Consider the following 26,905-nt stretch of genomic DNA (forward strand, 5'->3'; position numbering starts at 1 on the left):
TCAACGATCCTTGGGATCGAGTGCATCACGCAACCCGTCGCCCACGAAGTTGAGCGAAAACAGGGTCAGCACGAAGAAGATCGCCGGAAATATCAGTAGCCATGGCGCCGACTGGATGTTGTTGGCTCCTTCGGAAATCAACGCACCCCAACTTGTCAGCGGCGCCTGCACACCAAGACCGAGGAAGGAGAGGAAGCTTTCCAGAAGGATGACTTTGGGTACGACAACCGTGACGAACACGACCACCGGGCCGATCGTATTTGGAATGATGTGACGGCGGATGATTTGCCAGTCAGTCAGACCCAAAGCCTGAGCCGCGCCCACAAATTCCCGTCGCTTCAGGGCAAGTGTCTGGCCACGCACGATACGCGCCATATCCAGCCACTCCACCGCACCGATCACAAGGAAGATCAGGATGAAACTGCGCCCGAAGAAGACCACCAGAACGACGACCAGGAAAACGAAGGGAAGCGAATAGAGGATCTCGACGAAACGCATCATGACATTGTCGACACGCCCTCCGATATAGCCCGCTGTCGCACCGTAGACAACGCCGATCCCCAGCGAAACGAGGCTCGCCAGAACACCGACGGCGATCGAGATTTGCCCGCCCAGCATGACTCGTGCCAGCATGTCGCGACCGTTCGAATCCGTCCCGAAGAAAAAGTATTCCCGGTTGACATCGCCTTCCAGCTTCAAGGTTTTCCCGTCATCTTCCGTAGCAACGATTTTCGTGTTCTCGAATTCGTTGGCGCGGTCGAAATAACGTGTCGTACGCGGGTCGATCTGGCCGCTAGACGTGACCGTTGCTGTGAAGGTCTGACCCTCAACCGCAAATTCCTTCAGTTCCACGCGTGCCCTGCTGGCCACCCCTTCCATCACGCCCTGAAGGTTGTTCACATCAGGTCGAGGCTCAAGGCTCGGCGCCACAGAGACGTAGGAAGAAAACACCTGATCATAGGTGTGGGACAGAAAATGCGGGCCGATAAATGAAAAGAGCGTAATCAGCACGAGCATGATGGAGCCGGCCATTGCGGCCTTGTTTCGTCTGAAACGCAAGACGGCGAGCTGGAAAAGGCTTCGGCTTTTCACCCGCGATTGAGCGGCAAGATTGCCGGAGATATCAGTCATGTCTGACCCTCGGATCGAGCAGGCCGTAGAGAATATCGACCACGAGATTGAACACGATGACGAAAATGGCGACGAGAACGACAGTTCCCATGACGAGTGTATAGTCACGGTTGATGGCGCCGAGGACAAAATAGCGGCCCACACCTGGGATCGTGAAGATCGTCTCGATGACCGCCGAGCCCGTCAAGAGAGCAGCGGCACAGGGAGCGAGATAGGAAACCACCGGCAGCATCGCCGCGCGCATCGCGTGAAACACGACGACATTTCGCGCCGGAAGGCCATAAGCTTTGGCCGTGCGGATATGGTCCATGCGCAGAGCCTCGATCATGGCGCCGCGTGTGAGACGCGCGATAACCGCGAGCTGCGGCAGTGCAAGTGCGATCATCGGCAGGATCAGATAGCGTAGCGACCCATCGCCCCAGCTGCCTGCTGGCAGAAGCCCAAGCAAAACGGCAAACACAAGCGTGAGGACAGGTGCGACAACGAAGTTCGGCACGGTGACGCCAACTGTCGAAATGGACATGATCGAAAAGTCGAACGCGCTGTTTTGCCTGAGTGCCGCGAGCGTGCCGGCCAGAACGCCACCCACCAGCGCAAGCAAAAGCGCATAGCAACCGAGCTCAAGCGAATAGGGTAGCCCCTTGCCGATCAACTGCGCGACGGTATTGTCCTTGTAGATATAACTCGGACCAAAGTCACCGGTGACCGCATTGCCGAGATAGATGAGATACTGGCGCCACAATGGCTCATCCAGGTGATAGGTTCTCATCAGGTTTTCCATCGTCTGCGGCGGCAATGGGCGTTCAAGATTGAACGGACCGCCCGGTGCAAACCGCATCAGGAAAAACGAAATCGTGACGACGATAAAGAGCGTCGGCACAGCGCTCGCCAAACGGCGCAGAACAAATGAAATCATGATTTTTCAGGCTCCGGCATGGCACGGTGGTGTTAAGCCACCGTGCCAGTGCTGCTTATTCTGAAACGCTCAGGAAGCGGCTGAGGTGTTCGTTTGCAGCGTTGTCTACCCAACCCTTGACGCGGTTCGACACCAGCCAGAGATCGGCCTGCGTCAGAAGCGGAGCAACGGGCTGTTCCTTCATCAGGATGGTCTCTGCCTCATGAAGCAGCTTGGAGCGTGCGGCAGGATCTTTCTCGTCGTAAGACTTTTGCATCAGCGCATCAAATTCCGCGTTGTTGAACTTGGAATAATTGAAGGTCTTGTTGGACGAGACCGAAAGGGCAAGAAAGTTTTCGGCATCCGCATAGTCGGCAACCCACCCGGCGCGCGCGACGTTGTACTTGCCGCCTTCCTGGAGGTAGCCATAATGCGAGGCGACGTCGAGGTTCACCAGTGACACATTTGCCCCGAAGGTGTTCTTCCACATATCGGCAATCGCTGTTGCAACGCGTTCGTGGTTCGGGTTGGTGTTATAGCGGATTTCGATGGAAAGCGGCTTGCCGCCGTCGCCATAACCAGCTTCCTTCATAAGCTTGAGAGCTTCATCTTCCCGATCCAGCTGTGACAGCGTGGCGAAATCAGCCTTGGCCGGTTCTCCGTAGGAATCCATGCCCGGAGGGACCATGGAATAGGCCGGGACCTGCGAACCGCTATAGATTTCCTTGGCGAGAAAATCGCGGTCGACTGCCATCGAGAGAGCCTGACGGACACGGACATCGCTATAGGGCGCTTCGCGCGTGTCGAAAGTGTAATAATAGGTCGCAAGCGTCGGCGAAACGTGAACCTGCTCGCCATAGGCCTTTTTCAGTCGATCGATCTGGTCTGCCGAGAAATTATAGGCGAGATCCATTTCCTTTGCTTCAAAACGCCGTACGGATGCCGCCTGGTCGTCGATCGGGTAGAAGATAACCTTATCGATCTTGGTATTGGCTGCGTCCCAGAAACTGGCGTTCTTGACCACCGTCAAGCTGTCATTGGGAACGTGCGCCTGAAGCTGAAAGGCACCGTTCGAGACCATGACACCGGGTTTTACGAAATCGGCGCCGTTCTTTTCGTAGCTGGCCTTCGAGATTGGCAGAGCCGTCTGATGGGCAAGCAGCTCAAGGAAGAACGGTGTCGCGCGCTCGAGCGTGATCTCAAGCGTCTTGTCATCCACGGCCTTCACGCCGAGCTGATCAACCGGCACGTCACCCTTGTTGATCTTTTCGGCATTCTTGATCGGATAAAGGATATTAGCGTATTTCGCTGCGGTCTTCGGATCTTCAACGCGCTGGTAGGAGAAAACAAAATCCCCAGCCGTAACAGGTGTGCCGTCCGACCACTTCGCGTCCGCACGCAGCTTGAACGTGTAGACGGTGCCGTCCTCAGACAACGTCCAGCTTTCCGCCGTACCGGGAATGATTTTTCCGGCAGCATCGTAGATGGTGAGGCCTTCATAAAGGTCCTTCAGAATGAAGGCTTCGATGTTGATCGAGGTCTGTGCCTGGTCGAGTGTCTGCGGCTCTCCCGAGTTACCGCGATGCAGGACTGTTTCTGCAAGTGCAGAACTGGCGCCAATTAGAAGCGAGCTTACCAGCAGAGCGGCGCACGTTGTTGTTTTTATCGACATCATTTTGTGTTCCCATAATATTGCGAGCACGCACACAAGGACATATTGCTCCAAAGTGCAACCACAATAAATTGTGAGTTCATGCGGAAACCGCGACGTTGCCGGCTACGGCAATGTCACGGAAGAGGTTGGAAATCTGCTGCTTGGCGGAGTGGAAATGCCCGCTAGCGCAACCATTTGAGTAACGCCCAGCCCTTGTCTGGCCGGCTTATCCCGGTTGAAACATCAGATCGCGGTGGATGGCAAACACACCCTTTTAGCTTTACCTTTGAGACTGTTCAGATCCGTAACTTGCTGCGTCGACAAGCGTTCTCATGCTGCTCCACATGATCATTCCTGGGATCGTTCCATCACCCGGTGGAAATGTGGACGTCGCATATGCCCCATGCATCCGGCGTTAAAAAGGAACCAACGTCTGGCGATCGCGTTTTTCCTCTTGAGATAAACAGCTTCTGCCGATTTCGGCTGAGGGAGGAACAATGATTAACTCTAAGACATTCACCGGCAGAACTGCGGGTTTGGCGCTGCTCGTTGCCATGGCTTCCATCGCTATGCCAGCGTCTGCGCAGGACATGGAGTTGAGAATCGGCCCAGATGGCGTACGCCCCATCATCCGCGACCGCGATAGGGACATTGATCGCCGTGGCCCGCCCATGCGTGGCTGCAGTGAGCGCGAAGCCCGCGCCGCAGCGCGCGACGCAGGCCTGCGCGATCCAGAAGTCGTTCGCGTCACACCTGGACGCGTCGTCGTCGAAGGCTTTACCCGCCGCGGGCCTGATCGCATTACTTTCGCCAATGAACGTGGCTGCCCAGAAATCTGACGCAGATATTTGGCAGATAGTCATATCGTTTACGCGGCTTGCGGAGGGAGCATGGCCTCCAAAAGTGAGGACTATGCTTCTCCCTTCCGCACGTGGTCACTGTGTCTGGAACTCGCAAAATGCAATGATTTTTAGGTCATCTGCCAAAGCCAGGTCACGTCTTTCCAACTCTGCATAGACAGCTACCGCGCTCGGATACTCGAGTTGCATAAGCCTCTGGCGAATAAACGCCATGCTGGGCTCTTGCGCGTCAAAAATTCAAAGGCTATCACTGTCGTTGTTATGATATAACATAAAATGATTTTTCGCGTTTAGGAAATGCTATGAAAACACGCTTTCAGATATCGACACTGCTGATGCTGTGCTCGCTTGCCGTACCGTTTTGTGCTTATGCGCCGGGGAAAGCTTCAGCGGCGCCGAAGCACAGTCATGCCCATTCAGATGAAGCCAAATCGAAAATCTACCAGGGTTACTTCGAAACTGAGCAAGTCAAGACACGGGAACTGTCCGACTGGGCTGGCAAATGGCATTCGGTTTACCCCTACCTCCTCGACGGCACCCTCGATCCCGTATTCAAGCACAAGGCTGAGCAGGGAGAGAAATCGTTTGAAGATTACCGGAAATATTATGAACTCGGCTACAAGACTGATGTGACCAAGATTGTAATTACCGACAAAAGCATGGCATTCACCCAGGGAGACAAGACCTATCGCGGCACCTATCTAAACGACGGGTTTGAAATCCTGACCTACGCGAAAGGTAACCGAGGCGTCCGGTATATATTCAAAAAAGCAGACGGCGATGCGTCGGCACCGGAATATGTTCAATTCAGCGATCACGGAATTACCCCGGAAAAATCCGGCCATTTCCACCTCTACTGGGGCAAGGATCGCAAAGCGCTGCTTCAGGAAGTCACGAACTGGCCCACCTATTACCCATGGGCGTTGAACGGCAAGCAGGTCGTAAGAGAGATGCTGGCTCACTAGAGCAACGTCTAGCCTTTGCTCGTCTCACCGTCTTATGCAAAGACGGTGAGACGTATCATAGTTGCTGCGCAGTGCTCGCACGGCCGCTTTTTTTTTCAACGGTAATTGCACCGGAAGCGCTCGAGAATCCGTTTCGCTCTGTAGAGATTGAATGGAGCCGGGAACGCGGCCCCCCTTTGAGATTCGATCATATCATCGAGTTGCAGGATCGCTCGGTCCAGTGGACTGGAAATATTTCGTGTGGGTCGTTTGAATTGCTTGGCATGACCCGAGTTGATTGACATCATGTCACCTCGTCGTTTCTTGTTATCGGCGCACACCTAATCGTAAAGATGACAATTGGGCGGCAGGAAATCAGCCATTCCAGTTTACAGTAAACGAATATCGACCAATCAGATAATATATGTTTCAACTTGGGCCAAAGTGCCTGCCGGTGTCCATCTTGTGGCCCGCCATAAAGCGTAAGTTCTCAATGCCTGCGTTTATCGTGCCACCATTGGTCAAGTTCGCGTTCAAGCGTGACGTGATCCACCACTCCCTTAATATCCCGATCAATCAGAAACCGAGCGGCCAGAATCGCTTCCTGGCCCTCGATCCTTAGCCCATTCTCCGAGCAAAACCTGTTGAGGATACGTCTCATATGGAGCATGGCATTCGCCTCCGATGTTAAAGCATAACGTTCGGCAGGCGTGATATTGGCGCTATGTCGCTGCAATGTGTTGAGACTGGCGAATATTGTAACAGACTGTGGCAAATGGCCGGCTCGTTACAAAAGCGGGCACTATCATCGCGTTTTTCTGAGCTGGTCAGGTTTATGGGCCGCGCGTTTGCCCGACTTTTCACTTTCGACAATGTATTGCGGTTCATCCTTCGTCGCCTTGACCTCATGTCCCTTGATTTTCGTTGGAGAGGTCTGCTTTCGAACGACCTTGCCCATCGTTTCACCCTGACTGGTGTTCCAGGCAACCTTGTCGCCCTTGCTGAGATCTTTTGGCATGAACCTTCTCCAAAAACGGCGGGATACATCTCGATCGGGGACTCAGCGGCAACCTTGAAGTCTGAACGTGAGCTCGATGAGGTTTGTTCCCGATCAACGACAAGTCAGCGCTACCGTCGACCTCTCCATCGAGCGCACGGAACTGTCCCTGATGTCAGGGCATATCCGCCCTGATCGCTTCAAGCCAGACACCAACGGCGGCTGCGCCAGCGTCCGGATGCCCCAGGGCCCGGTCCCCCAGGTAGCTTGCACGGCCAAGTCTCGGCTTCATCGATTTCGTGGCCTCCACTCCCCGAAGTCCGGCATCGACTGCGGAACTCCATGCTTCTGCAACCGAGGCACCGGCAGCAATTCTGTCGCTGAAGGTCTTAGCCGCCGGGTAGAGTGCATCGATCATCGTCCTGTCACCAGGCTTTGCACCACCAAGATCCGATATCGCCTGCACTGCCGCGACGAAGGCATCAGCCATCTGCCTGGCCGTCGGTTCATCAAGACCGGCAAGGTTGCGCGACGCGCACAAGAGACCGGTTGCATAGAAGGGCCCTGAACTTCCTCCGATGGCCTTGCGCATGGCGTTGCCCATGGCCTGCAATCCACCAGAAACATTCGCGAAGCTTTGAGCGTCAAGGTTTAGTACCGCCTGTCCGCCGCGAACCATGCTCGCGCCGAGGTCTCCATCGCCGGTAACGCTGTCGAGTTCCGTCAAGCTCGGCTCTGCCGCAATCAATGCCTCTGCGACCGATCGGGAAGTCTTCCACAGCAGCTCACCTGCGGCAGTACGATCCAAGGAAACGACGGCCTGCTTTTCAGTTTTCACTGAAGGCATCACCCTTTGGCGGTTCACCGCACCGCCACGGGGCCAGGCGCCGGCGTCCGTCGGCCCATCGATGAGGGGAAGAGTAGCGTCGTCGACCTGCACGAGGGAGAGCGAGAAGCCCGGCATATCAAGCGCGGAAAGGAATGTTCCCGCCCATGCTCTTTCCACCACAACGCCGTCCCTTTCCAGAAAAGCGATGGCTGATCGGGCAACGATTGCCAGTTCCATCGGCGGAGTTGCACCCAGACCGTTGACCAGAAGTGCTACGCGGTCACCTGTCTTCAGTCGACCATCCGCCTTGACCGTTTCCAGGACGAGAGCTGTCAATTCGTCTGCGGTACCGATCGGCATTCTGCGAACACCCTGCTCTCCATGAATGCCGAGACCAATCTCGATTTCCGTGTCTGCGAGAACAAAGCCTGGCTTTCCGACTGCAGGCAGCGTGCAGGAGCCAAGTGAGACCCCCATCGAGGAAAGGTTGCCCGCCGCTGCACGCGCGATACTGGCAACGTCGGCGAGACCAAGCCCCTGCTCCGCAGCAGCCCCCGCAATCTTGTGAACCAGAACAGTTCCGGCGATCCCCCGTCTGCTATCTGCGGGGACAGTGTCTTTCAGCGCAACATCATCAGCAACGACCACGATCTCGACAGGAATACCATCTGCACGTGCAAGTTCGGCTGCAAGGCCGAAGTTCAGTCTGTCGCCCGTATAGTTTTTGACAATGATCAGGGCGCCTGCCGGTCCGGCGACCGCCTTGATTCCAGCGAGAACGGCATCTGTACTGGGTGACGTAAAGACATCACCGGCCACGGCGGCGGTCAGCATTCCGGCACCGACATACCCCGCATGAGCGGGCTCGTGGCCACTTCCTCCCCCGGAAAGAACGGCAACCTTCCGCTCGTTTGCCTCGGGAAGGTCAGATCGTATGACGACGTTCTCATCAGCGAGCAGAGTAGAAGAAGGACTAAGCGCTACCACCCCCTCCAGCATGTCACGGACAACAGTGGACGGATCGTTGATAAGCTTTTTCATGCCTGGTTTTCCTCCATGCGCAAGCGGGACCACTTTTTCGCACTGTCGCACACTTCTGTCTGTTTCATACAACCATCAATGATGGAAAACGATCGCCAGGTTAAGACAAGACTTATCGTTTCGGCCGCCTAGAAAGATTATTGCTTATCAGTGTGAACCTGACCGGGGTGGTTGCCAAACTGATCATATTCACCTTGATTTTGGCTCCGACTTCAAGATTTTGGAAAACAACATTAAGTTGACTGCTTCGATAACGACCCTGGATCTTTCGTGCATGGAATATCGTCAACTCGGCGCCCTACCGATCAGCCTTTCTCGCGTCGGATATGGCACCGCCCGTATCCGCGACCCTCTGCGGGTGGCGCACTACAATTCTGCCCTCGAAACGGCCTGGGACTCGGATATCCGCTATTTCGATACGGCTCCTGGCTACGGTTTCGGCTTATCCGAACGATGCGTGGGCGACTTCCTGCGCAGGAAGGATCGCCAATCCTATGTGCTTTCGACAAAAATCGGCAAAATCCTGAAACCTGTGCAGGGCTGTGCGCCAGACGTGATGCCGTTCGAAATCTCTTATGATTATTCATATGACGGAGTAATGCGGTCCTTCGAATTCAGCCTCGCACGGCTGGGGCTGTCCTCGATCGATCTGCTCCTTGCTGATGATATCGAGGTCTCGACGCTCGGCATCGCAGAATATCGTCGGCATTTGCCACGTTTCCTTGAGGGCGGAATTAGGGCGCTTGAGGAACTTAAAGCCAATGGCAACATCGCCGGTTTCGGCATTGGCGTGAACGACGTTGGCGTTTGCCTTGACATCATGCATCGCGTGAAACTCGACTGCGTCATGCTTTCCGGGAAATACACCCTGATTGATCGCACTGCCGGAACACGGCTGCTCGACATATGCGAGAGAACCTCGACCCCGCTGATCATCGGTGGCATCTTTAACGGCGGGACCTTGCTGGAACAAAACCTGCCTGATCATGAGCAGGACCCGATCGCACCCTATGCAAAGCTGGCGCAAGGTATCGCACAAGAGGAAAAAATCAGCCTCGAAAGTGCCGCTCTGCAGTTTCCCCTCCAGAACGCGTCAGTCGTATCGGCAATCCTCGGCACAACCAGTTCAGAGAGACTACGCCGTATCGTCGCCTCTATGAATGATCCAATTCCCGATCATGCATGGTCCCGGTTCAATTCTGTTGCGCTGAATTGATCTATAGGTTTTGGTGCATCAGAACGCACTAGCAGCCGCAACAGTGGACCGATGCCTCATCCGGCAGATCGCATTTTCGAAGGGAATTTTTGCGCGCCTCGCCCGCGTATTTTGGAATAACATTGCCTGCATGCAGGCTTGCCTTTTGATGCGGCGCAAACCTATACTCGAAGCGTTCTCAGGGCGGGGTGTAATTCCCCACCGGCGGTATCGGAAGCAATTCCGGAGCCCGCGAGCGCTCTCGGGTAACCGGGAGGTCAGCAGATCCGGTGAAAGGCCGGAGCCGACGGTATAGTCCGGATGGAAGAGAGCAACGTGGCAGACACCCCTTCACGGGGTGTGTGGCGCTTGTTCGCCCAAGGGATGTTTGCGCCTGTTTTCGGACAGTCGTGAGTTTGATGCCAACCGGCATAACCCTTGAAAGGCATGGAAATGACAGTTTCGAAAATTGAAGATGCGATTGAAGCCATTCGCCGCGGTGAAATGGTTGTGGTCGTGGATGATCAGGATCGGGAAAACGAAGGCGACGTCGTGATTGCAGCCGATGCTGCTACGCCAAAAGACATAGCCTTCATGATGAACAATGCCCGTGGTCTGATCTGCGCGGCGATGGAAGGAGAGCGGCTGGATACGCTCGACATTCCGCTGATGGTGGCACGCAACACGGAATCGCTGAAAACTGCTTTCACAGTTTCGGTAGATTACATCCCGGGCACGACCACCGGCATTTCGGCTGCCGACCGTGCAGCAACGGTGCGGGCACTTGCACAGGGCGACGCGAGACCCGATGACTTCGCCCGCCCGGGCCATGTTTTCCCGCTACGTGCACATCCACAGGGTGTTCGTGCCCGTCCCGGCCACACGGAGGCCGCTGTCGAGCTTGCCCGCCTCGCGGGACGCGCGCCCGCCGGCGTGATCTGCGAAGTTGCCAACGACGACGGAACGATGGCTCGCCTGTCTCAACTGGAAGTCTTTGCCCAAAAGCACGGTCTGCTCGTCGTGACGATCGAGGATTTGATCGCTTTCCTTGACCGGAACGATGGCATGACCATCGCCGCCTGAAGTCACTTTGGCGTGGTCCCAGACGGCACAATTGACCATCAGGGCCTACGCTCCCAATCCGGTTGGCCAGCACAATACGAACGTCATCGGGAGCCGGGAAGGATTCGATAAACGGCCCCGTGTCTTCGGACACGGGACGCGCCTTTCAAGCAGATTTTCCACGCAACGCTGCCTGCTGCGTTGCACCTTCACGCAAGTGTCCTGTCGGGAGTGCCGTCGTGTACTTGACCTGATTGAGAGCAAAGCTTGACCGGATGCTTGAAACACCGGGGATCTGCGTCAGGCATTCAAGCACGAAGGTCTGGTACTTCAGGAGATCCTCGATAACCACCCTCAACAGGAAATCCGCTTCCCCGGTCATGAGGTAGCATTCCATCACCTCCGGCCTTCCACTGACAGCGTTGGTGAAGGTCTCCAAGGAATCCTTGTCCTGCTTCGTCAGCGAGACATGAACGAAAACGTTGACGGCGAGCCCGAGTTTCAACGGGTCGACCAGCGCAACAGCTCCACGAATGACACCGGCCGAGCGCATTTCGGACACACGCCGCCAGCAAGGTGACGCCGATAGTCCGACCTTGTCGGCAAGCTCCGCGTTGCTGATCTCGGAGTTGCGCTGGAGTTCATCCAGAATGCGCAACGTGGCCTCATCCAGCACTATGCTTCCAATAGACATTTTTAACCTACATAACGACTAAAACAGGTAAACCTATTCGATTTATCCTGACACAACGCGAAATGAGAAGAGATATTCCGCCATAAACCGGGATAAATTTCGGCAGCATTGAAGAGGTTGCCGAGATGAGCCCGAGCCAGAGAACTGTGATCACCCGAACGCTGGAAAACAGGTTTGGAGGGCATACAGCAACCTATTTATGGCTGGGTGTGATGGTTCTCCTCTGGGGCCTGAGCTGGCCCGCAACCAAGCTGGCTCTCGGCACAGTTCCACCGCTGTGGCTTGCCTCCCTCAGATTCGGAAGTGCCGGCATATGCCTTTTCGTTTTCGTTGCGTTTCGCGGAATGCTGCGGTTCCCGCCCAAAAAAGACTGGCCCATCGTTGCTAGCATGGGCTTTCTTCAGATGATGGCGTTCACAGGTCTGGGTATGATCGCAATGACACATACAGACACGAGCCGTGCCGTCCTGTTGGCTTATACAACACCGCTCTGGGCGGTCTTACTGGGGTGGCTCCTTTTCAAGCAGGCGCCATCTCGGCGCCAGTTGACCGCTCTTGGTGTTGGCCTTGCCGGAATTGTGATTGTCTGTTCTCCACTCGAACTCGACTGGACCAATTCGAAAACGATCATTGGGAGTGCCTTCCTTTTGACAGGTGCTGTTTGCTGGTCGATCGTCATCCTCCATATCAGGCGTCACTCGTGGACCGCCTCGCCTCTTTCGCTTGCGCCATGGCAGATGCTGATCGCGGCGGTTCCACTCAGTGCGTTTGCCTATTTTCTGGAAGGTGCCCCGACCGGTATCGCACTTGATCGTCGCCTCATCGAACTGCTGTTCTTCATCGGCCCTGTCGCGACCTCTGCCTGCTTCGTCATTTCGGCTGAATACGGACGCAGGATAACAGCCTTTGCGATGTCAAATTTCACCCTTGGAGTTCCCCTGATCGGAATCTTGTCTTCCATCGCCATCCTGGGCAGCAGCATCACGCCACCCTTTGTTCTCGGCCTTGTCCTGGTGACGGCAGGCATGCTCCTGGCGGCGAAGGCGACGAGAAAACCTGCCTGACACGATGGCTGCGACGTACTGGCAGTGATCGCTGCTCACGTAATCTCTCCCGCTCGTAGCTTTTCTGGTATCGATCCTTAGAAACCGACAGTCACCTGAAGGCCGGAGCCCTGGCAGTTTTCAATCGACAGCGTCAGGCCATAGACCGAGCAGATTTCCTTGACGATCGACAGCCCGAACCCGCTCCCAGGCACGTCAGTATCCAGCCGCACACCGCGTTCTGTCATCTGGCGTATCCTGTCAGGCGGGACGCCAGGTCCGTCATCTGCCACGGTCAGGCGGCGATCAGACCATGCCACTACAACGGTGGCCGATGCCCATTTTACGGCGTTCTCAAGGATATTGCCGATCAGCTCGCGTAGATCATGAGGATCGACCGGAACCTCAACCGAGCTTTCCTCGACAGATATCCTCCAGTCGAGCGTTTCCCCCACGGGAGTACGTTTTAATGTCCGCACGACCTGCCCGACAATCTTGTCGATATCTGCGTCTGACTGGCGCATTTCGGCGTCGATGACAATACGGCTTCTGGCAAGTTCGGCGTCGACATGGCCTCGCATCAAGATTACCAGGCGTTCAATCTCATCCGCAATTTCACTTTCACCCTTTTGCCGCAGGGTGAGAGCGTCATTGGCGAGTACCGTCAGCGGCGTCTTCAGACCGTGAGCGAGGTCGCCAGCCCTCGCGCGTGCTTTTGCAAGCGACTGCGCCTGGACATCCAGCAACCGGTCAACGGCTTTTTCCACCGGCTCGAATTCTACTGGCAACACGCCGTCAAGACGACCACTGCGCTGCTCGCGGATGCGGTCGAGCCTTTTGGTCAGCGTTGCCAGCGGTTTCAATCCGAATACGACCTGCGCCACGGATGCACCGATCAGAAAGATTGCAAGACCGGCGATGTAAGGCAAAATATCAAACGAAAAACGCCGGCTTGCGTCTTCAAGTGGCTGGCGGTCGGCTGCGACAGTAATCAGCAAGCGTCTCAGGCCGCCAGGTGAAGGCACGAAAATCTGCCGCTGCTGTGCTGTCAGCATCGTGTTATCTGGGCCGGGGATAGAAAATCGCTGGACGGAGCCATCGCCAGCCGGTTCGACCGGCACGGCAAGTGTGAAATCCCAAAGCGATTGCGAACGCATCGCTGTGGAAGCGCCACCTTCACTGATCTGCCAGTAAAGACCGCCGTAAGCCTCGGCAAAGCGCTTGTCGAAAAAACCGGACGGACGCTCAACGTGACCTTCGGCCGAAAACTGCAATGAAGCGGCGATGTTGTTGAGATGTCCGCTCAGCTCGGCATCAAGCCGCCGTTCGAGATTGGCCTTGAACAGAGAAATCATGAAGAGAGACGCAAGCGAAAGCGCCAGAGGCACCGTCACCAGCGAAACCAGCAGAAACCGGACTCTGATAGAAAGCGGACGCCCTCCAGATTGCCTCTTCGGTAAGCCAACTGTCATGCCGAGCCGATCCTGTAACCATAACCTCGGCGGGTGACGACGATGTCCTTGCCAAATTTCTTGCGCAGCCGTCCAACGAGCACCTCTATCGAATTGCTCTCCCGTTCGAAATCCTGCGAATAGAGCTGTTCGGTCAACTCCATTTGCGAGACGTGCCGTTCAGGATTTGCCAGAAGATAGTGCAGGCATCTGTATTCGAGCGGCGTGAGTTCTGCTGGCTCCCCATCGAGGGAAACGCTTCTGGTGCGCGGGTCAAGTTTCATTCGTCCGGCGGTCATCGCCGGAGCCGCCTTGCCTTGTGAACGCCGGATGATCGCCCTGAGACGAGCCAGGAGCTCAGGCATCTGGAACGGTTTTGCCAGATAGTCATCGGCTCCCGCATCAATGCCCTCGACGCGCTCCTCCCAGTTACCCCGCGCCGTAAGGATCAGGACCGGCATCTCCCTGTCGGCCTGCCGCCAGCGTCTGAGCACGGACAGGCCGTCAAGCTCCGGAAGTCCCAGATCAAGAACGACGGCCGCAAAAATCTCGCTGTCACCACGATACCAACCGCTTTCGCCGTCACGTTCGTGCTCGACGATATATCCGCCCTGCTGGAGATTTCGTGTCACGTCACGGGCAATCAGCGGGTCATCTTCAATCAGGAGAATGCGCATCGCGATCAATCATCATCATCGTCGTCATCAACATCAAGAACCCGACCGTCTCCAGCATCCATCTCTATCTCGACAAGGCGACCATTGGTCTTCAAGACCTTGAACTCATAGATGAAGCGGCCGTCATCCTCGTCAAGCTTGACGCCAATGATTTCGCCGGGAAATGCCTTTCTGACACTTGCCTGCAACTGCGAAAGCGGAATGACCTCGCCGCGCCGGACAGCATCGCGCAGCCGATCGAGGTCACCATCTCCGGCAATTGCAGGAAACACACCAAGCGTTGCGACAGAAACAAGAAGGAGTGGCAGAAGGCGCTTAATCATCCCTCCCCATAGCATGCTCTTTCTGAAATTTAGCTGACAAAGGCTGTCAGTTATCGATCAGCATTGGTTTCGTAAGGTTCTGCCATCGACCCGACAATCGTGTTTCTCCCCGGTCGAATGAATTTGAAAGGAACCTGACATGAAGAACATTATCCTCGCAACATCCCTGCTCGCCCTGACAGGACTGTCGAGTGTCGCTCACGCCGACAATGATCACCGCCGCTGCGGCAATGTCCCGATCGCCGACTGGATGAGCGAGACCGAGCTTCGCAACCGGATCGCACCGCTTGGCCTCGAAATCCGCAATGTCGACATCGATGACGGTTGCTATGAGGTGGAAGCACGCAACAGGGATGGTAGAAAGATTGAAATCGGATTCAATCCGCAGACCGGTGAGCAGGTCTGGATCGACGGCGATGACGACTGACAGATGACCAGCAAGTGAACGTCTTAGCGATGCTGTCCGCTCTCTCATGATAGCGGACAGGACATCGATATGGCTGCTATTCTTCCAAGAGCGACTGGATGCGTCGTCCCAGCACGGACATATCGAAAGGCTTTGTCAGCACCTGCATTCCGGCACCCAACTGGTCCGGAGCGAGGACGGCATTTTCCGCATAACCAGTGATGAACATGACTTTCAATCCCGGTCTCAACTCCCTGGCAGCATCCGCGACCTGGCGACCATTCATGCCGTTCGGCAGGCCCACGTCGGTGATCAAAAGATCGATCGGCGTCGGCGAACGAAGAACCTCGAGCGCCTGCGGTCCGTCACCGGCCTCGAGCGACTGAAGCCCAAGATCCTCGACGGCATCAACGACCAGCATTCTCACAAGCGGTTCGTCGTCGACGACCAGAACTCGTTTTTGCGTCGCCATCGCAGGCACAGGATCGAATTCGCAAACGCTCTCTATTTCCTCCCGCTCATCGTGCCGCGGCAGGAAAACGCTGACCCTGGCGCCATGTCCGAACTGCGACTGTATCTTTACCTGGCCGCCGGATTGGCGGGTAAAGCCATAAATCATCGACAACCCGAGACCAGTGCCGACACCGATCGGCTTTGTCGTGAAAAATGGGTCAAACGCCTTCTCAAGCACGTCCGGCGTCATTCCGGTCCCTGTATCTGACACCTGCATCACCACGTAGTCGCCGACGACAAGCCCAAGTTCGACCGCATCGGCTTGGCCAATATGCCGGTTGTGCGTCTCAATCGTGATCCGCCCGCCATCGGGCATCGCGTCGCGGGCGTTCAGACAGAGATTGAGCAGTGCATTTTCGAGCTGGTTCGGATCAACAAGCGTCGGCCAGAGTTCCTTGCCGATGCGCGTTTCAACATAGATTTGCGGACCTACCGTGCGCTGGATAAGTTCCTGCATCCCCGCCACCAGACGATCGACATTGGTAGGCTTGGGATCAAGGGTCTGACGCCGCGAAAAGGCAAGCAGACGATGGGTCAATGCGGCAGCTCGTTTTACCGCCCCCTGCGCGCCCTCCAGATAACGATCCAGCTCGCCAATACGGCCTTGTTGAAGCCGTGTTCTTATCATGTCGAGCGAACCGGAAACGCCCGCAAGCAGGTTGTTGAAGTCATGGGCAAGACCACCGGTCAGTTGCCCCACAGCCTCCATCTTCTGGGATTGCCGAAGCGCCTCTTCCTTGGCCATCAGTTCAGCGGTCTGCTCCGCTACCCTTGTTTCCAGGGTCTCGTTCAGTTCGCGCAGCATGGATGTAACCCGGTCGCGCTCCGCCTCGATCGCACGACGGCCTTCGATATCGATCAGCACGCCCGGGAAACTCAATGGTGTTCCGTCCGCCGCGATATCAACGCGGCCATTTGCCTCGAGCCAGTAGTATTTTCCGTCAGCTCGCTTTGTCCGGTACTGATGCGCAAAAGGCCCGCCAACCTTTATGGCCTGATCGATGACCGCGGCAAGTCGGGCCTGATCGTCAGGATGAACAGTTTCGACGATCTGCGTGAGGCGCAAATTGCTACGTTCTAGAGTTGGATCAAGCCCGAACGCATTTGCAAATGCATCATCAATGGTGAAGCGATCGTTGGGCAGGTCCCAGAACCATGTCCCAATGATTGCTCCTGCAGAAAGCGCCAACTGGACGCGTTCACCATTCTCCCGCGCAACGGCCTCGCTTTTGCGCAGTGCCGCCTCGGCGCATTTGCGCCCGGTAATATCACGAAAAAGGACCGCGACCTGATTGAGCGTCGCCGGTTCGATCCTTGACGCGGAAACCTCGATGTGGCGTCCGGCGTCCTTGAACTCGCGTTCGAAATGAATGGACTGGCCCGTTGTGAGAACCTTGCCGTAGAGATCGACCCATTCCTTCGCCTCGCTGGCAGCAATCTCGTAGACAGACTTGCCAACGATATCAGGAATACCCGTGTGCCGCTCATAACCGCTGTTGGCTTCGACATGCAGGTAATCGCTCAATGGACCAAGGGGGCCGTCCTGAAACTCGATGATGCAAAATCCGTCATCGACAGCCTCGAACAATGCACGGTAGCGCGCCTCACTCTGGTTTGAAGATCCGCTCGCATTCGATAGCTCTGTCTGGGTCACGTGGGGCTCGGAATCTGCAGCTTTGCGGATTTGGGCGTCATTCGACCATATCCGCTTTGGCCGATGCGTGCTGCATAACGCTTTGCCCTTAAAATTGTTCCCGAGATTTTTCCACTACGATCGAGTGGAATGAATTTGCTGCGATCATTGCCTGAAGGAACCCGCACTTCAGCGGCTTGCAGGGCCCCTGCAAGCCGCCCATCGAGGTTAAAGATGCTGCTGTCCTTTCAGAGCCGCGCGCCACCCGTCGCATCAATTCTTTGCCCTGTTGTCCAGCGCGCGTCATTCGACGCGATGAAGGTAATGACATCGGCAACATCGTCGGCACGACCGACGCGATTAAAGACAGACATTGCCTCGGCACCCGAACGTGCCTCAGGAACAGAAAGCCATTCGGCGTTCATATCCGTCTCCGTCACACCCGGCAGCACCGAATTGACGGTGATCCCGCGTGGGCCGAATTGCGGGGCGAGCGCCAGTGTCAGCGTTTCAAGGGCACCCTTTGACGCTGCATAAGCTGGATGTGTTGGCGCAGCGACACGTGTGAACCCGGTCGAGATATTGATGATACGGCCGTTGTCCCGGATATGATCCGCAACGGCCTGGATGAGGAAGAACGGTGCCTTGAAATTGATCGTCATCAACTCGTCGAAGGCCGCCTCACTCATGTCCCCCAACGGTGTTGCCGGAGCAATACCCGCGTTGTTGACGAGAATATCAAGCGAAGGTGAGCCTGCGAACGATTGAGCTGCCTCGCGAAACTCCCCCCATAGGCTGTCTGCCGCGTCCTTACCTCTCCGAAGATCTGCATTGATGGCGACTGCCTTCGTTCCAAGCGCCTCGATTTCGCGGACCGTCGCCTGCGCCGCCTCGGCGTTTGCAGCGTAATGGACGCCGATAAGACCCGCGCCTTCTTTGGCAAAGGCAAGGGCTGCGGCGCGGCCGATACCGCGGGAACTTCCCGTAATCAGGGCGACTTTATTTGTCAGTCTGGAAGACATGGATCACTCCGTTGCGATTTAACTAGCGATCGATATAATAAAAGCCGAGTACCACCTGTCAATATTTTTATAGTGATCGATACAATAATGAGTGAGACAACGACGCGAAAGCGAGGACGACCACGCCTGCTCGACCGGCAGGCAGGCCTTGATGTGGCTGCACGGCTTTTCTGGGAGCGGGGTTACGAAGGAACGTCGATCTCAGACCTAACGCAGGCGATGGGAATCACACCACCCTCGCTTTACGCAACCTTCGGTTCGAAAGAGGAACTGTTCGGCATGGCGCTCAACCACGCCATCCAGCAGGCCAACGAAGGTCGCATGAAGCGGCTTGAAGCAGATACTCCGGCTTTTGAGGCGCTGAAGGCACATCTCTACGATATCGCCGATGGCGACACGCAGCCGGACAAACCGCGCGGGTGCATCGTGTCGACTGCAGTGCTCCAGCACTCGGACGAAAATGCGTCCGTGGCGCGCATGACTGCATCCCTGCGTGAGGTGTCAATGCAGGCTCTCAAGGCACGGTTTGATCGCGCTGTAAGAGACGGCGAACTACCCGTACACACAGATACCGATACGCTGGCGCGTTTTTACGGAGCCGTCATCCAGGGCATGTCCGCGCAGGCGTGTGACGGTGCATGCAGGGAAAGACTGAAGGCACTCGTCGATATCGCACTTACCGCATGGCCTGGAACACGGTCGATTTCCGCCGGATGAATGTGACGCATTAACGTCGTTGAAAAATCTCCGGCACAGGGCGCTGACTTCACGCTGGCCTTTGGTTAGGATGCGATGCAACAAGCAAATGCAGACGACAGATGTCACACGAACAGCAAAAACACGCGACCGAGCGAATGACGATATCGGGCGATCTCGTACCAGCAGCATTTCTGCCCTGGATCGATCGCCACGCCGCCAAACTCGGCCTCGAAAAAACGGTATCTCACGCCTCCGATGAGCAGATTGTCATGGACCTCTCCGGCCCGGAGGAGCTCATCGATATGATGGAAATGGGCTGCTCCCTCGGCCCGATTGACGTCTGGGTCGAGACAATCGAGCGCCGGCACCTGCCCTGACATGACATGACATGAACTCATCCGTATCTGGCAGGACAAAACACCTGTGCATCTTATTTGACCCAATATTGCCATTGAGCAATATTTGTGCAAACCTCGTCTCCATGACACATCCTGCCCGAAGTGCGAGGTCTTCGGGAACACCGATAAATTACTGACCTATCTAAGAAAGTTTGATCATGTCTTGCGATACGACAGGCTGTTGGACGCCGGTCGCCCTGTCTTCCGACCTTCCTCCCCTCGCCGTCATGCCGGCCCGACTTGGGACAGAAACAGTTGCCCTATGGCGCAGCGCGTCCGGTCGTGTATCGGCATCTGCGGATCGATGTCCTCATCGCGGCATGCGCCTGTCTCACGGTTTCGTCCGTGGGGAATCTTTATCCTGCATCTATCACGGCTGGAGTTACGGTCAGGAAGGAAACTGTCTCAAGATTCCGGCTCATCCAGGCCTTGTGCCACCTGACAGCATACGGGTTGCGACCTTCACGGTCACAGAGCAGGATGGCGTCATCTGGGCCGCAACCGTAAAGCCTCCGGCTGATCCACCGCGTCTTCAGGGCCTCGTCCCACTCCGTTCGATCTCTGTCGCTGCCGACCTCGAGGCGATACAAACAGCAACTGGAGCGAAGATTGATGCAGACGGCGTGCTTTCCACGCAAGATGGCAGCCTCTGTCTGCTGCTCTCCGACCAGGGCAATGGCGAAACGCTGATGCATGTGCTGGTCGCAGACGACACTGGTCCCGCCTCGCGAATAGGCGCATCGCGCACCGCCGAAGCACTCCGCCGTCAGGCCGAAGCGCTGGCCAGCCAGGGAGTTGCGGCATGACAAAGATGGGTATGCTCGACGAATGGTATCCCGTAGGCCTTTTCAGCCAGACGACCAACGGCGGCCGTGCCACAATGCTGATGGGCGAACCGATCACCGTTGCGCTTGATAGCAAGGGGAAGGCGCTTGTTACGGACAGTACAGGCCGCAACCTTTCTGTCTGTGTCCGCTATGGACATATCTGGGCATCGCTTGGAAAACCAACCCATGAGTTATTTCCGATCCCCGAGGCAGATCAGCCGGGTCGGAGACTGGTTGAGGTTGGTGTCGTACGCGTGCGCTGCTCGCCGCTTCGGGCGGTCGAGAACTTTCTCGACATCGCCCACTTTCCCTTTGTTCACACCGACATTCTAGGTTCCGAACCCCACACGGAGGTCGAGAACTACAAGGTCGAAATCCGCGAAGATGCAGACGAAGTGTGGGCCACACAGGTGAAGTTCTATCAGCCGCAGGCCGCGAAATCAGCAAGCGGCGGCATCACCACTGAATACATGTACCGTGTACCTGCACCGACCTGCTCGGTCCTTTACAAGACCTGTCCACCACGACCGACGGAGTGGGACGTCATTACACTTTTCGTACAGCCGCTTGCAGAGGATGTCTGCGACGTCTGGCCGTGGATGGCGCTCTTTGATGACGAAACACCGATGACGGATCTCATCCACTTCCAGCAGACCATCTTCCTGCAGGACCGATCAATCCTCGAAAATCAGATCCCAACCCTGCTGCCGCTTGATCCAGGTAAGGAAATCCCGACACGGGCCGACCTTACTTCGGTCGCCTATCGGCGCTGGTTGAAGCGCCACAACTATACCTACGGCGCGCAGTTGGTGGCGCAATGAAGCTTTACGACTACATTCTTTCTCCGAGCTGCTACAAGGTCCGCCTGATGGCGGCACTTGCTGGTGTCAAACTCGACATCAGTCCGGTGGACTTTCATCCGGGCGCCGAGCACCGCAGCCCGGCAATGCTGGCGATCAATCCGGCTGGTACGATCCCGATCCTTGCAGACGATGATCTGCTTTTGACGGAATCGTCCGCCATGCTTGCCTACATTGCCGCATCTGCTGCACCGGAATGGTTGGGTAACGGCAGCGCAGAAGAGACTGCGCGTACCCAGCAATGGCTCGCATTTTCCGCTAGGCTGACATCGAGCCTTGGTGGCGCGCGCCTTCATCAGATGCTCCTCGTCCCCGGCAACATCGATGCCTTGCAGAAGGCAGGGATCACAGCCCTTCGTGAGCTTGAGGCCGGGCTTGCCGAACAGGCCATCCGAGGCCATCGCTTTCTTGCTGGTGACCGGCCAACGATCGCTGACATCGCCTGCTTTCCCTACGTGGCGCTCGCACCAGACGGCAATGTCTCGCTCGATCCCTACCCCACGATCCGGCTCTGGTCGCGCGCGCTCCGCTCACTTCCCGGATTTATTGAAATGCCTGGCATTCACCGGCTGCATGAACTGAAGCCAGAGCCGGAAATCCAGTCGGAGACGGCGTAATATGGCCGGATATCTTTTCAGGAATTGCGCAGCCGTCGTCGTTGATGACGGAACTGGCCCTGTCGTGCACCGCGATGTCGATCTTTTGACCGAAGGACCAGCTATCAAAGCGATTGGTCCAGACCTCGGGCTCAAGGACCTCCCCGAAGACACGCTCATTCACGACGCCACAGGTTGGTTCGTCTACCCGGGCCTCATCAACACGCATCACCACTTCTTCCAGTGCTTCGTACGCAACCGCGCCGATCTCGACTGGACGAAACTCTCGGTCATCGAATGGCTCGACCGCATCTACCCTGTCTTCTCCCGCCTGACAGAAGACTGCTTCTATCATTCTTCTGTGACGGCAATGGCGGAGCTGATCAAGCACGGCTGCACAACGGCGTTCGATCACCAGTACAACTTCCCACGCCACGCCGGCCGGCGGCTCATTGATCGGCAATTCGAAGCAGCGGATCTGTTCGGCATGCGGTTTCATGCCGGCCGTGGCGGCAATACCCTGCCAAAGTCGGAAGGCTCGACCATTCCCGACGAGATGCTTGAAACGACCGACGAATTCATTGGTGATTGCACGCGGTTGATTGACACCTATCACGACGCCAATCCATTCAGCATGCGTCAGGTGGTCGTATCCCCATGCCAGCCGGTCAACTCCTATCGCGAGACCTTCGTGGAATCGGTCGCACTCGCGCGCGATCGTGGCGTTTTTCTTCACACCCATGTCGGTGAAGGCGAAAGCGAAGTCATCAAGGCACGCCACGGACTGCGCACCGTCGATTATCTCGAGAAAATCGGCTTCGCCGGCCCCGATGCCTTCTACGCCCATTGCTGGGAGCTTACCCATGATGAGCTGAAGACAATGGCGGCAAGCGGCACGGGTGTCGCCCATTGCCCTGAACCCGTCTATCTCGTGGGTGCAGAAGTGACCGACATTCCCGCAATGGCGGCGTTCGGCCTGCGTGTCGGGCTTGGCTGCGATGGTGCTGCATCCAACGACAATTCAAACCTGATGCACTGCCTGCACTCCGCCTACATGCTGCAATGCCTCGTCTCATCAACGCGCCAGCATCCGGTCCCGGCGCCTGTCGATTTTCTTGGATACGGCACGACGGGGGGCGCAAGCCTGCTTGGCCGCAAGGACATTGGTCGCCTGGCCCCTGGAATGGCTGCCGATCTTTTTGCCCTCGACACCCGCCGCTTGGATTATGTCGGCACACGACATGACCCGCTCAGCCTCATTCCGCGTGTCGGCATCGGCTCGACGACGGACATGACGATGATCAACGGCAAGATTGTCTGGCAGAAAGGCGAATTTATCGGTCTCGACGAACAAAAACTGTCGGCGGATGCCGAAGCCGCACTTGCCACCATCGAATTCTAAGAACCAAAAGAGGGAAGAACACAATGACCACTTTGACCCGCAGAAACCTGATGCAGGCTGCCGCCGCCACTGGTCTGGCTGGCGCTTTCGGCGGCCGCGCCGCATTTGCGGCTGACGAGCCGCTCGGCATTACACTCGTCGTCCCCTCTCCGGTCGGCGATGTCGGCTGGGGCCACGCTCTTGCAGCCGGCCTCGAGCCAGTCAAAACTGCGTTTGGCGACAAGGTGAAAGTCACCGTCATCGAAAACATCGCCGAAGGCCCGGATGCCGATCGCATCATGACCAAGACTGTGGCCGACGGGAACAAGTTCCTGATCGCCGGTTCCTTTGGTTATCAGAATGGAGCGTTGCAGGTCGCACGCCGTGATAAGAAAGTCACCGTTCTGCATGCATCCGGCTTCCAGGTTGCGCCGAACTTCTCGCCGTTTGCAGCCAAGTATTTCCAGGGGACCTATCTCCTCGGCATGGCGGCAGCCGCAGTCTCCAAAACCGGCAAGATCGGTTCTGTCTCGGCCTTCGCCATTCCGGAGCTGATCACGTCGATCAACGCCTTCACGCTTGGCGCCCAGGCGGTCAAGCCGGACATTGAAGTGTCGGTTGTCTGGGTCAATTCATGGTTCGACCCGGCCAAGGAGCAGGAAGCAGCGAAAGCGCTGATGGCGCAAAAATGTGATGTGATCTTCTCCAATGCCCAGGATACGCCGTCTGTGGTCGCGGCCTGCGAAGAAGCGGGCGTCTATTCCTTCAACCTCAATTCCTCGATGAAGAAATACGCGCCGAAAACATATCTCGGCTGCGTCGCAACCGACTGGTCGCCGTTCTTCAAGGCTTCGGTCGAGGCCCATTTTGCCGGGACATTCAAGGGTGCAAATGCCTTCCTCGGTGTTGCCGACAAGGTTGTCGAGGTGGTGGACTGGAACCCGGATATCCCCGCCGACACGATGGCGAAAATCAAGGAACTCGAGGCAAAGATCGCCGATGGCAGCTTCTCGCCCTTCACCGGCCCGATCACCAAGGCCGATGGCAGCGAGGGCGTCAAAGCCGGCACGACACTGTCGGATGGCGAGATCGTTGCGATGAACTGGCACGTCAAGGGCGTTACCACGCCGCTTCCGAAGTAATGCAATGACAACACCACTCCTGTCGCTTCGCAGCGTCTCGAAGAGCTACGGACAGATCAGTGCCAACAAGGCGATCGATCTCGATGTCGCTCCCCAGTCGATCCACGCAATCCTCGGTGAAAACGGGGCTGGCAAATCGACTTTGATGAAACTGATCTATGGCGTTGAGCAGCCGGACGACGGGAGCCTTTCATGGAACGGCGAGGCAATCACGATTGCCTCGCCGGCTGAAGCAAGACGCCGTGGAATCGGCATGGTTTTCCAGCATTTTTCGCTGTTTGAAACGCTGACGGTGGTGGAAAACATCCAGCTTGTCATGTCCGGAAAAAAAGCAGACCTTGCCGCGCGTATGCGCGAACTCGGCCGCGATTTCGGACTGGAGGTCGATCCTCTGGCGCATGTGCACGCGCTGTCGGTTGGAGAGCGGCAACGCGTCGAAATCATTCGCTGCCTGATGACCGACCCGAAGCTCCTGATCCTTGATGAGCCAACCTCGGTACTGCCGCCACAGGCAGTTGAAAAACTCTTCAAAACACTTCGACGCCTGCGCGACCGTGGCGTTTCAATCCTCTTTATCTCCCACAAACTTGAAGAAATCCGCTCGCTTTGCGACCGGGCGACAATCCTGCGCGCTGGCGAGGTCACCGGCAATGTCGATCCGCGCCAGCACGACGCCCATGAGTTAGCCCGCATGATGATCGGGCGCGACATGCCGGAACCGACGCCTGCCGCGCCCAACTCGGTTGGCGAGACACGCCTGGAGTTGATCGGGCTCGATTACACTCCCGATGATCCCTTCGCCGTCCAGCTTTCGAAAATAAGCCTTAGCCTTCGCGCAGGAGAAATTCTCGGCATTGCCGGGATTTCCGGAAATGGTCAAAGCGAACTTGCAGCCCTGATCTCCGGCGAGACACGGCTTGGCAGGCATGATCACGACCGGATCTTCATGATGGGTCGTGATGTCGGCCAGCTTGGCGCCGCTGCTCGCCGAAAACTTGGCTTTGCATTTGTCCCGGAAGACCGCCTCGGCCGCGGAGCAGTCCCGGAAATGTCCCTGACCTCAAACGGCCTTCTGACGGCTCATCCACTGAAACTGCTTCGTAGCGGGCTCGTTGTCAGACAGAACGCCAAGGCGTTTGCGGAGACCTGCATTCGCGACTACGACGTCAGAACTTCCGGACCGGGGGCTGAAGCCGGTGCATTGTCTGGAGGCAACCTTCAGAAATTCATCGTCGGCCGCGAAATCATGCTGGCACCAAAAGTGCTTTTCGTCGCCCAGCCTACCTGGGGTGTCGATATTGGTGCCACATCCGCCATTCGACAGAAGCTCGTCCGTCTTCGCAACGAAGGCATGGCAATCCTGGTGATTTCAGAAGAACTGGAAGAACTCTTCGAACTGTCCGACAAGATCCAGGTTCTCAATCACGGAACCCTCAGTCCACCGCTCGTCACCAGCGAGACCAAACCCGAGGAAATCGGTCGTTACATGATCGGCGCGCAAACTCCCTCCGAAAAAATCGCCTCATGAGCAAATCGGCTTTCCAGTTTCTCCCCTCTTTCGTTCGTCGCGAGCGTGCTTCCCTCACGGCGACCGTCCTTTCTCCAGTCATTGCACTTGCAACCGCGATCGTGCTGAACATCGGGCTTTACGTAACGATGGGGCGAGACCCCGTTGCCGTCATGCACGCCATGTTGCTGGAACCCTTTATTTCGTGGTCCTCGTTCTCTGAAGTTCTCTTGAAAATGGGACCGCTTCTGTTCATCGCGCAGGGGCTCGCCATCGGCTTTCGCGCCAAGGTCTTTAATATCGGTGCTGAGGGACAGTTCATCCTCGGCGCAATCTTCGCGTCCGCAATCCCGATCTGGTATCCGGATGCGGAAGGCGCCTGGATCTGGCCGACGATGCTTCTTTGCGGCGCAATCGGCGGCGCGCTTTGGGCCTCGATCACGGCATTCTGGCGCGCGAGGCTGAATGCAAACGAGATTCTGGTGTCGCTGATGCTGAGCCTCGTCGCAGCACAATTGCTCTATTATTTGCTGCTTGGGCCGTGGAAAGACCCGAACGGCTTCAATTTTCCGCAGTCGGTGATGTTCCAGTACGACGCCATGGTTCCAACTCTGATCGAGGGAACGCGTGTCAACGTCTCCTTGATCATTGCACTGGCGCTCTCGCTTGCCGCCTGGATCTTCATGCAAAAGAGTTTCATGGGGTTCAAGCTGCAGGTTGGGGGACTTGCCCCACGGGCGGCAGGATACGCCGGCTTTTCCGAAAAGCGCGCAATCTGGCTGTCACTACTGATTGGCGGGTTTGCGGCAGGCCTTGCAGGTGCGGCAGAAGTCGCAGGTCCGATTGGCCAGCTCCAGCGCTCGATCGCAACCGGGTACGGTTACGCAGCGATTATTGTCGCCTATCTCGGTGGCCTCCATCCAATCGGCATCATCTTCTCCTCGCTCTTCATGGCAGCCCTTTATATCGGCGGCGACAACGCCATGGTTTCAGCAGATCTGCCCGTCGCGGCCGTCCGCGTCTTTCAAGGGTCGTTGCTGCTTGCCTATCTGATCGCCGTTGCCTTTGTTCGCTACCGGCTGGAATGGCCTCACCCGACGCGCCCGAGAACCTCATGACCTGGAG

At 56.6% G+C, this 26,905-nt stretch carries 26 protein-coding genes and 1 riboswitch; of the genes, 15 read left to right on the forward strand and 11 right to left on the reverse strand.

Annotated elements, in window-relative coordinates:
* The 3 genes from FY156_20300 to FY156_20310 are packed head-to-tail and all read right to left on the reverse strand — an operon-like array spanning nt 1 to nt 3,698.
* On the reverse strand, nt 1-1,131 hold the full coding sequence (locus FY156_20300) for an ABC transporter permease subunit (protein ID UXS03871.1): 1,131 nt from the start codon (nt 1,129-1,131) through the stop codon (nt 1-3).
* The gene (oppB, locus tag FY156_20305) at nt 1,124-2,047 is read right to left on the reverse strand and encodes an oligopeptide ABC transporter permease OppB (GenBank protein UXS03872.1); all 924 of its coding nucleotides are present in this window, start codon (nt 2,045-2,047) and stop codon (nt 1,124-1,126) included. Before oppB ends, FY156_20300 begins: the two co-directional genes overlap by 8 nt.
* Nucleotides 2,048-2,102: 55 nt before the next feature.
* Nucleotides 2,103-3,698, reverse strand: coding sequence for a peptide ABC transporter substrate-binding protein (locus tag FY156_20310; GenBank protein ID UXS05174.1), 1,596 nt, complete (start codon nt 3,696-3,698; stop codon nt 2,103-2,105).
* Nucleotides 3,699-4,177: 479 nt separating this feature from the next.
* Here FY156_20310 and FY156_20315 point away from each other — a divergent pair, with 479 nt between their 5' ends.
* Both FY156_20315 and FY156_20320 read left to right on the forward strand, forming a co-directional pair.
* Nucleotides 4,178-4,519 carry a hypothetical protein gene (locus FY156_20315; protein UXS03873.1) on the forward strand — a complete coding sequence of 114 codons (342 nt, stop codon included), beginning with the start codon at nt 4,178-4,180 and terminating at the stop codon, nt 4,517-4,519.
* A 323-nt stretch (nt 4,520-4,842) separates the two neighbouring features.
* The gene (locus FY156_20320; GenBank protein ID UXS03874.1) at nt 4,843-5,505 is read left to right on the forward strand and encodes a metal-binding protein ZinT; all 663 of its coding nucleotides are present in this window, start codon (nt 4,843-4,845) and stop codon (nt 5,503-5,505) included.
* A gap of 784 nt (nt 5,506-6,289) precedes the next feature.
* On the opposite strand, the gene FY156_20325 is transcribed toward FY156_20320, so the two are convergent.
* On the reverse strand, nt 6,290-6,502 hold the full coding sequence (locus FY156_20325; protein UXS03875.1) for a DUF2945 domain-containing protein: 213 nt from the start codon (nt 6,500-6,502) through the stop codon (nt 6,290-6,292).
* 154 nt (nt 6,503-6,656) lie between these two features.
* Nucleotides 6,657-8,351, reverse strand: coding sequence for a dihydroxyacetone kinase subunit DhaK (dhaK, locus tag FY156_20330; protein ID UXS03876.1), 1,695 nt, complete (start codon nt 8,349-8,351; stop codon nt 6,657-6,659).
* 274 nt (nt 8,352-8,625) lie between these two features.
* On the opposite strand from dhaK, the gene FY156_20335 reads away from it, so the two are divergent.
* Both FY156_20335 and ribB read left to right on the forward strand, forming a co-directional pair.
* Nucleotides 8,626-9,567, forward strand: a complete 942-nt coding sequence (locus FY156_20335; GenBank protein UXS03877.1) for an aldo/keto reductase — start codon at nt 8,626-8,628, stop codon at nt 9,565-9,567.
* A 170-nt stretch (nt 9,568-9,737) separates the two neighbouring features.
* Nucleotides 9,738-9,883, forward strand: a riboswitch (FMN riboswitch).
* A gap of 116 nt (nt 9,884-9,999) precedes the next feature.
* Entirely contained in the window at nt 10,000-10,629 is a 630-nt protein-coding gene (gene ribB, locus FY156_20340) for a 3,4-dihydroxy-2-butanone-4-phosphate synthase (GenBank protein ID UXS03878.1), read from the forward strand.
* 145 nt (nt 10,630-10,774) lie between these two features.
* On the opposite strand, the gene FY156_20345 is transcribed toward ribB, so the two are convergent.
* Nucleotides 10,775-11,302, reverse strand: a complete 528-nt coding sequence (locus FY156_20345) for an Lrp/AsnC family transcriptional regulator (GenBank protein ID UXS03879.1) — start codon at nt 11,300-11,302, stop codon at nt 10,775-10,777.
* Between the two features lie 125 nt (nt 11,303-11,427).
* Here FY156_20345 and FY156_20350 point away from each other — a divergent pair, with 125 nt between their 5' ends.
* Nucleotides 11,428-12,366 (forward strand): DMT family transporter, encoded by a 939-nt coding sequence (locus FY156_20350; protein UXS03880.1) that lies wholly within the window; start codon nt 11,428-11,430, stop codon nt 12,364-12,366.
* A gap of 77 nt (nt 12,367-12,443) precedes the next feature.
* Here the strand turns inward: FY156_20350 and FY156_20355 are convergent, their stop codons facing one another.
* From FY156_20355 to FY156_20365, 3 genes are read right to left on the reverse strand one after another with little or no spacing between them, the layout of a single operon-like run.
* A complete protein-coding gene (locus FY156_20355) occupies nt 12,444-13,817 on the reverse strand; it encodes a HAMP domain-containing histidine kinase (GenBank protein UXS03881.1) in 1,374 nt (457 codons plus the stop codon).
* A complete protein-coding gene (locus tag FY156_20360; GenBank protein UXS03882.1) occupies nt 13,814-14,473 on the reverse strand; it encodes a response regulator transcription factor in 660 nt (219 codons plus the stop codon). The genes FY156_20355 and FY156_20360 overlap by 4 nt, the downstream gene beginning before the upstream one ends.
* 5 nt (nt 14,474-14,478) lie before the next feature.
* Nucleotides 14,479-14,796, reverse strand: coding sequence for a peptidase (locus FY156_20365; protein ID UXS03883.1), 318 nt, complete (start codon nt 14,794-14,796; stop codon nt 14,479-14,481).
* A 139-nt stretch (nt 14,797-14,935) separates the two neighbouring features.
* Here FY156_20365 and FY156_20370 point away from each other — a divergent pair, with 139 nt between their 5' ends.
* The gene (locus tag FY156_20370) at nt 14,936-15,223 is read left to right on the forward strand and encodes a PepSY domain-containing protein (GenBank protein UXS03884.1); all 288 of its coding nucleotides are present in this window, start codon (nt 14,936-14,938) and stop codon (nt 15,221-15,223) included.
* 76 nt (nt 15,224-15,299) lie between these two features.
* Here the strand turns inward: FY156_20370 and FY156_20375 are convergent, their stop codons facing one another.
* Both FY156_20375 and FY156_20380 read right to left on the reverse strand, forming a co-directional pair.
* Entirely contained in the window at nt 15,300-17,369 is a 2,070-nt protein-coding gene (locus FY156_20375) for a response regulator (GenBank protein UXS03885.1), read from the reverse strand.
* Nucleotides 17,370-17,596: 227 nt separating this feature from the next.
* Nucleotides 17,597-18,370: an SDR family oxidoreductase gene (locus FY156_20380; protein ID UXS03886.1), complete on the reverse strand. Its 774-nt coding sequence runs from the start codon at nt 18,368-18,370 to the stop codon at nt 17,597-17,599.
* 87 nt (nt 18,371-18,457) lie between these two features.
* On the opposite strand from FY156_20380, the gene FY156_20385 reads away from it, so the two are divergent.
* The 9 genes from FY156_20385 to FY156_20425 all read left to right on the forward strand — a co-directional run bounded on the left by FY156_20385 (nt 18,458) and on the right by FY156_20425 (nt 26,898).
* Nucleotides 18,458-19,087, forward strand: coding sequence for a TetR/AcrR family transcriptional regulator (locus tag FY156_20385; protein ID UXS03887.1), 630 nt, complete (start codon nt 18,458-18,460; stop codon nt 19,085-19,087).
* A 101-nt stretch (nt 19,088-19,188) separates the two neighbouring features.
* Complete coding sequence (locus FY156_20390) at nt 19,189-19,446, forward strand: acylphosphatase (protein UXS03888.1); 258 nt, start codon at nt 19,189-19,191, stop codon at nt 19,444-19,446.
* Between the two features lie 179 nt (nt 19,447-19,625).
* Complete coding sequence (locus FY156_20395) at nt 19,626-20,273, forward strand: Rieske 2Fe-2S domain-containing protein (GenBank protein ID UXS03889.1); 648 nt, start codon at nt 19,626-19,628, stop codon at nt 20,271-20,273.
* Nucleotides 20,270-21,115: an aromatic ring-hydroxylating dioxygenase subunit alpha gene (locus FY156_20400; GenBank protein UXS03890.1), complete on the forward strand. Its 846-nt coding sequence runs from the start codon at nt 20,270-20,272 to the stop codon at nt 21,113-21,115. Before FY156_20395 ends, FY156_20400 begins: the two co-directional genes overlap by 4 nt.
* A complete protein-coding gene (locus FY156_20405) occupies nt 21,112-21,771 on the forward strand; it encodes a glutathione S-transferase family protein (protein UXS03891.1) in 660 nt (219 codons plus the stop codon). Before FY156_20400 ends, FY156_20405 begins: the two co-directional genes overlap by 4 nt.
* A gap of 1 nt (nt 21,772) precedes the next feature.
* On the forward strand, nt 21,773-23,152 hold the full coding sequence (locus tag FY156_20410) for an amidohydrolase (protein UXS03892.1): 1,380 nt from the start codon (nt 21,773-21,775) through the stop codon (nt 23,150-23,152).
* Nucleotides 23,153-23,175: 23 nt separating this feature from the next.
* Nucleotides 23,176-24,273, forward strand: a complete 1,098-nt coding sequence (locus FY156_20415) for a BMP family ABC transporter substrate-binding protein (protein UXS03893.1) — start codon at nt 23,176-23,178, stop codon at nt 24,271-24,273.
* A 4-nt stretch (nt 24,274-24,277) separates the two neighbouring features.
* A complete protein-coding gene (locus tag FY156_20420) occupies nt 24,278-25,801 on the forward strand; it encodes an ABC transporter ATP-binding protein (protein ID UXS03894.1) in 1,524 nt (507 codons plus the stop codon).
* A complete protein-coding gene (locus FY156_20425) occupies nt 25,798-26,898 on the forward strand; it encodes an ABC transporter permease (GenBank protein ID UXS03895.1) in 1,101 nt (366 codons plus the stop codon). Before FY156_20420 ends, FY156_20425 begins: the two co-directional genes overlap by 4 nt.
* Nucleotides 26,899-26,905: the final 7 nt, after the last annotated feature.

Source organism: Agrobacterium tumefaciens (assembly GCA_025559845.1).
Lineage (GTDB): Bacteria > Pseudomonadota > Alphaproteobacteria > Rhizobiales > Rhizobiaceae > Agrobacterium.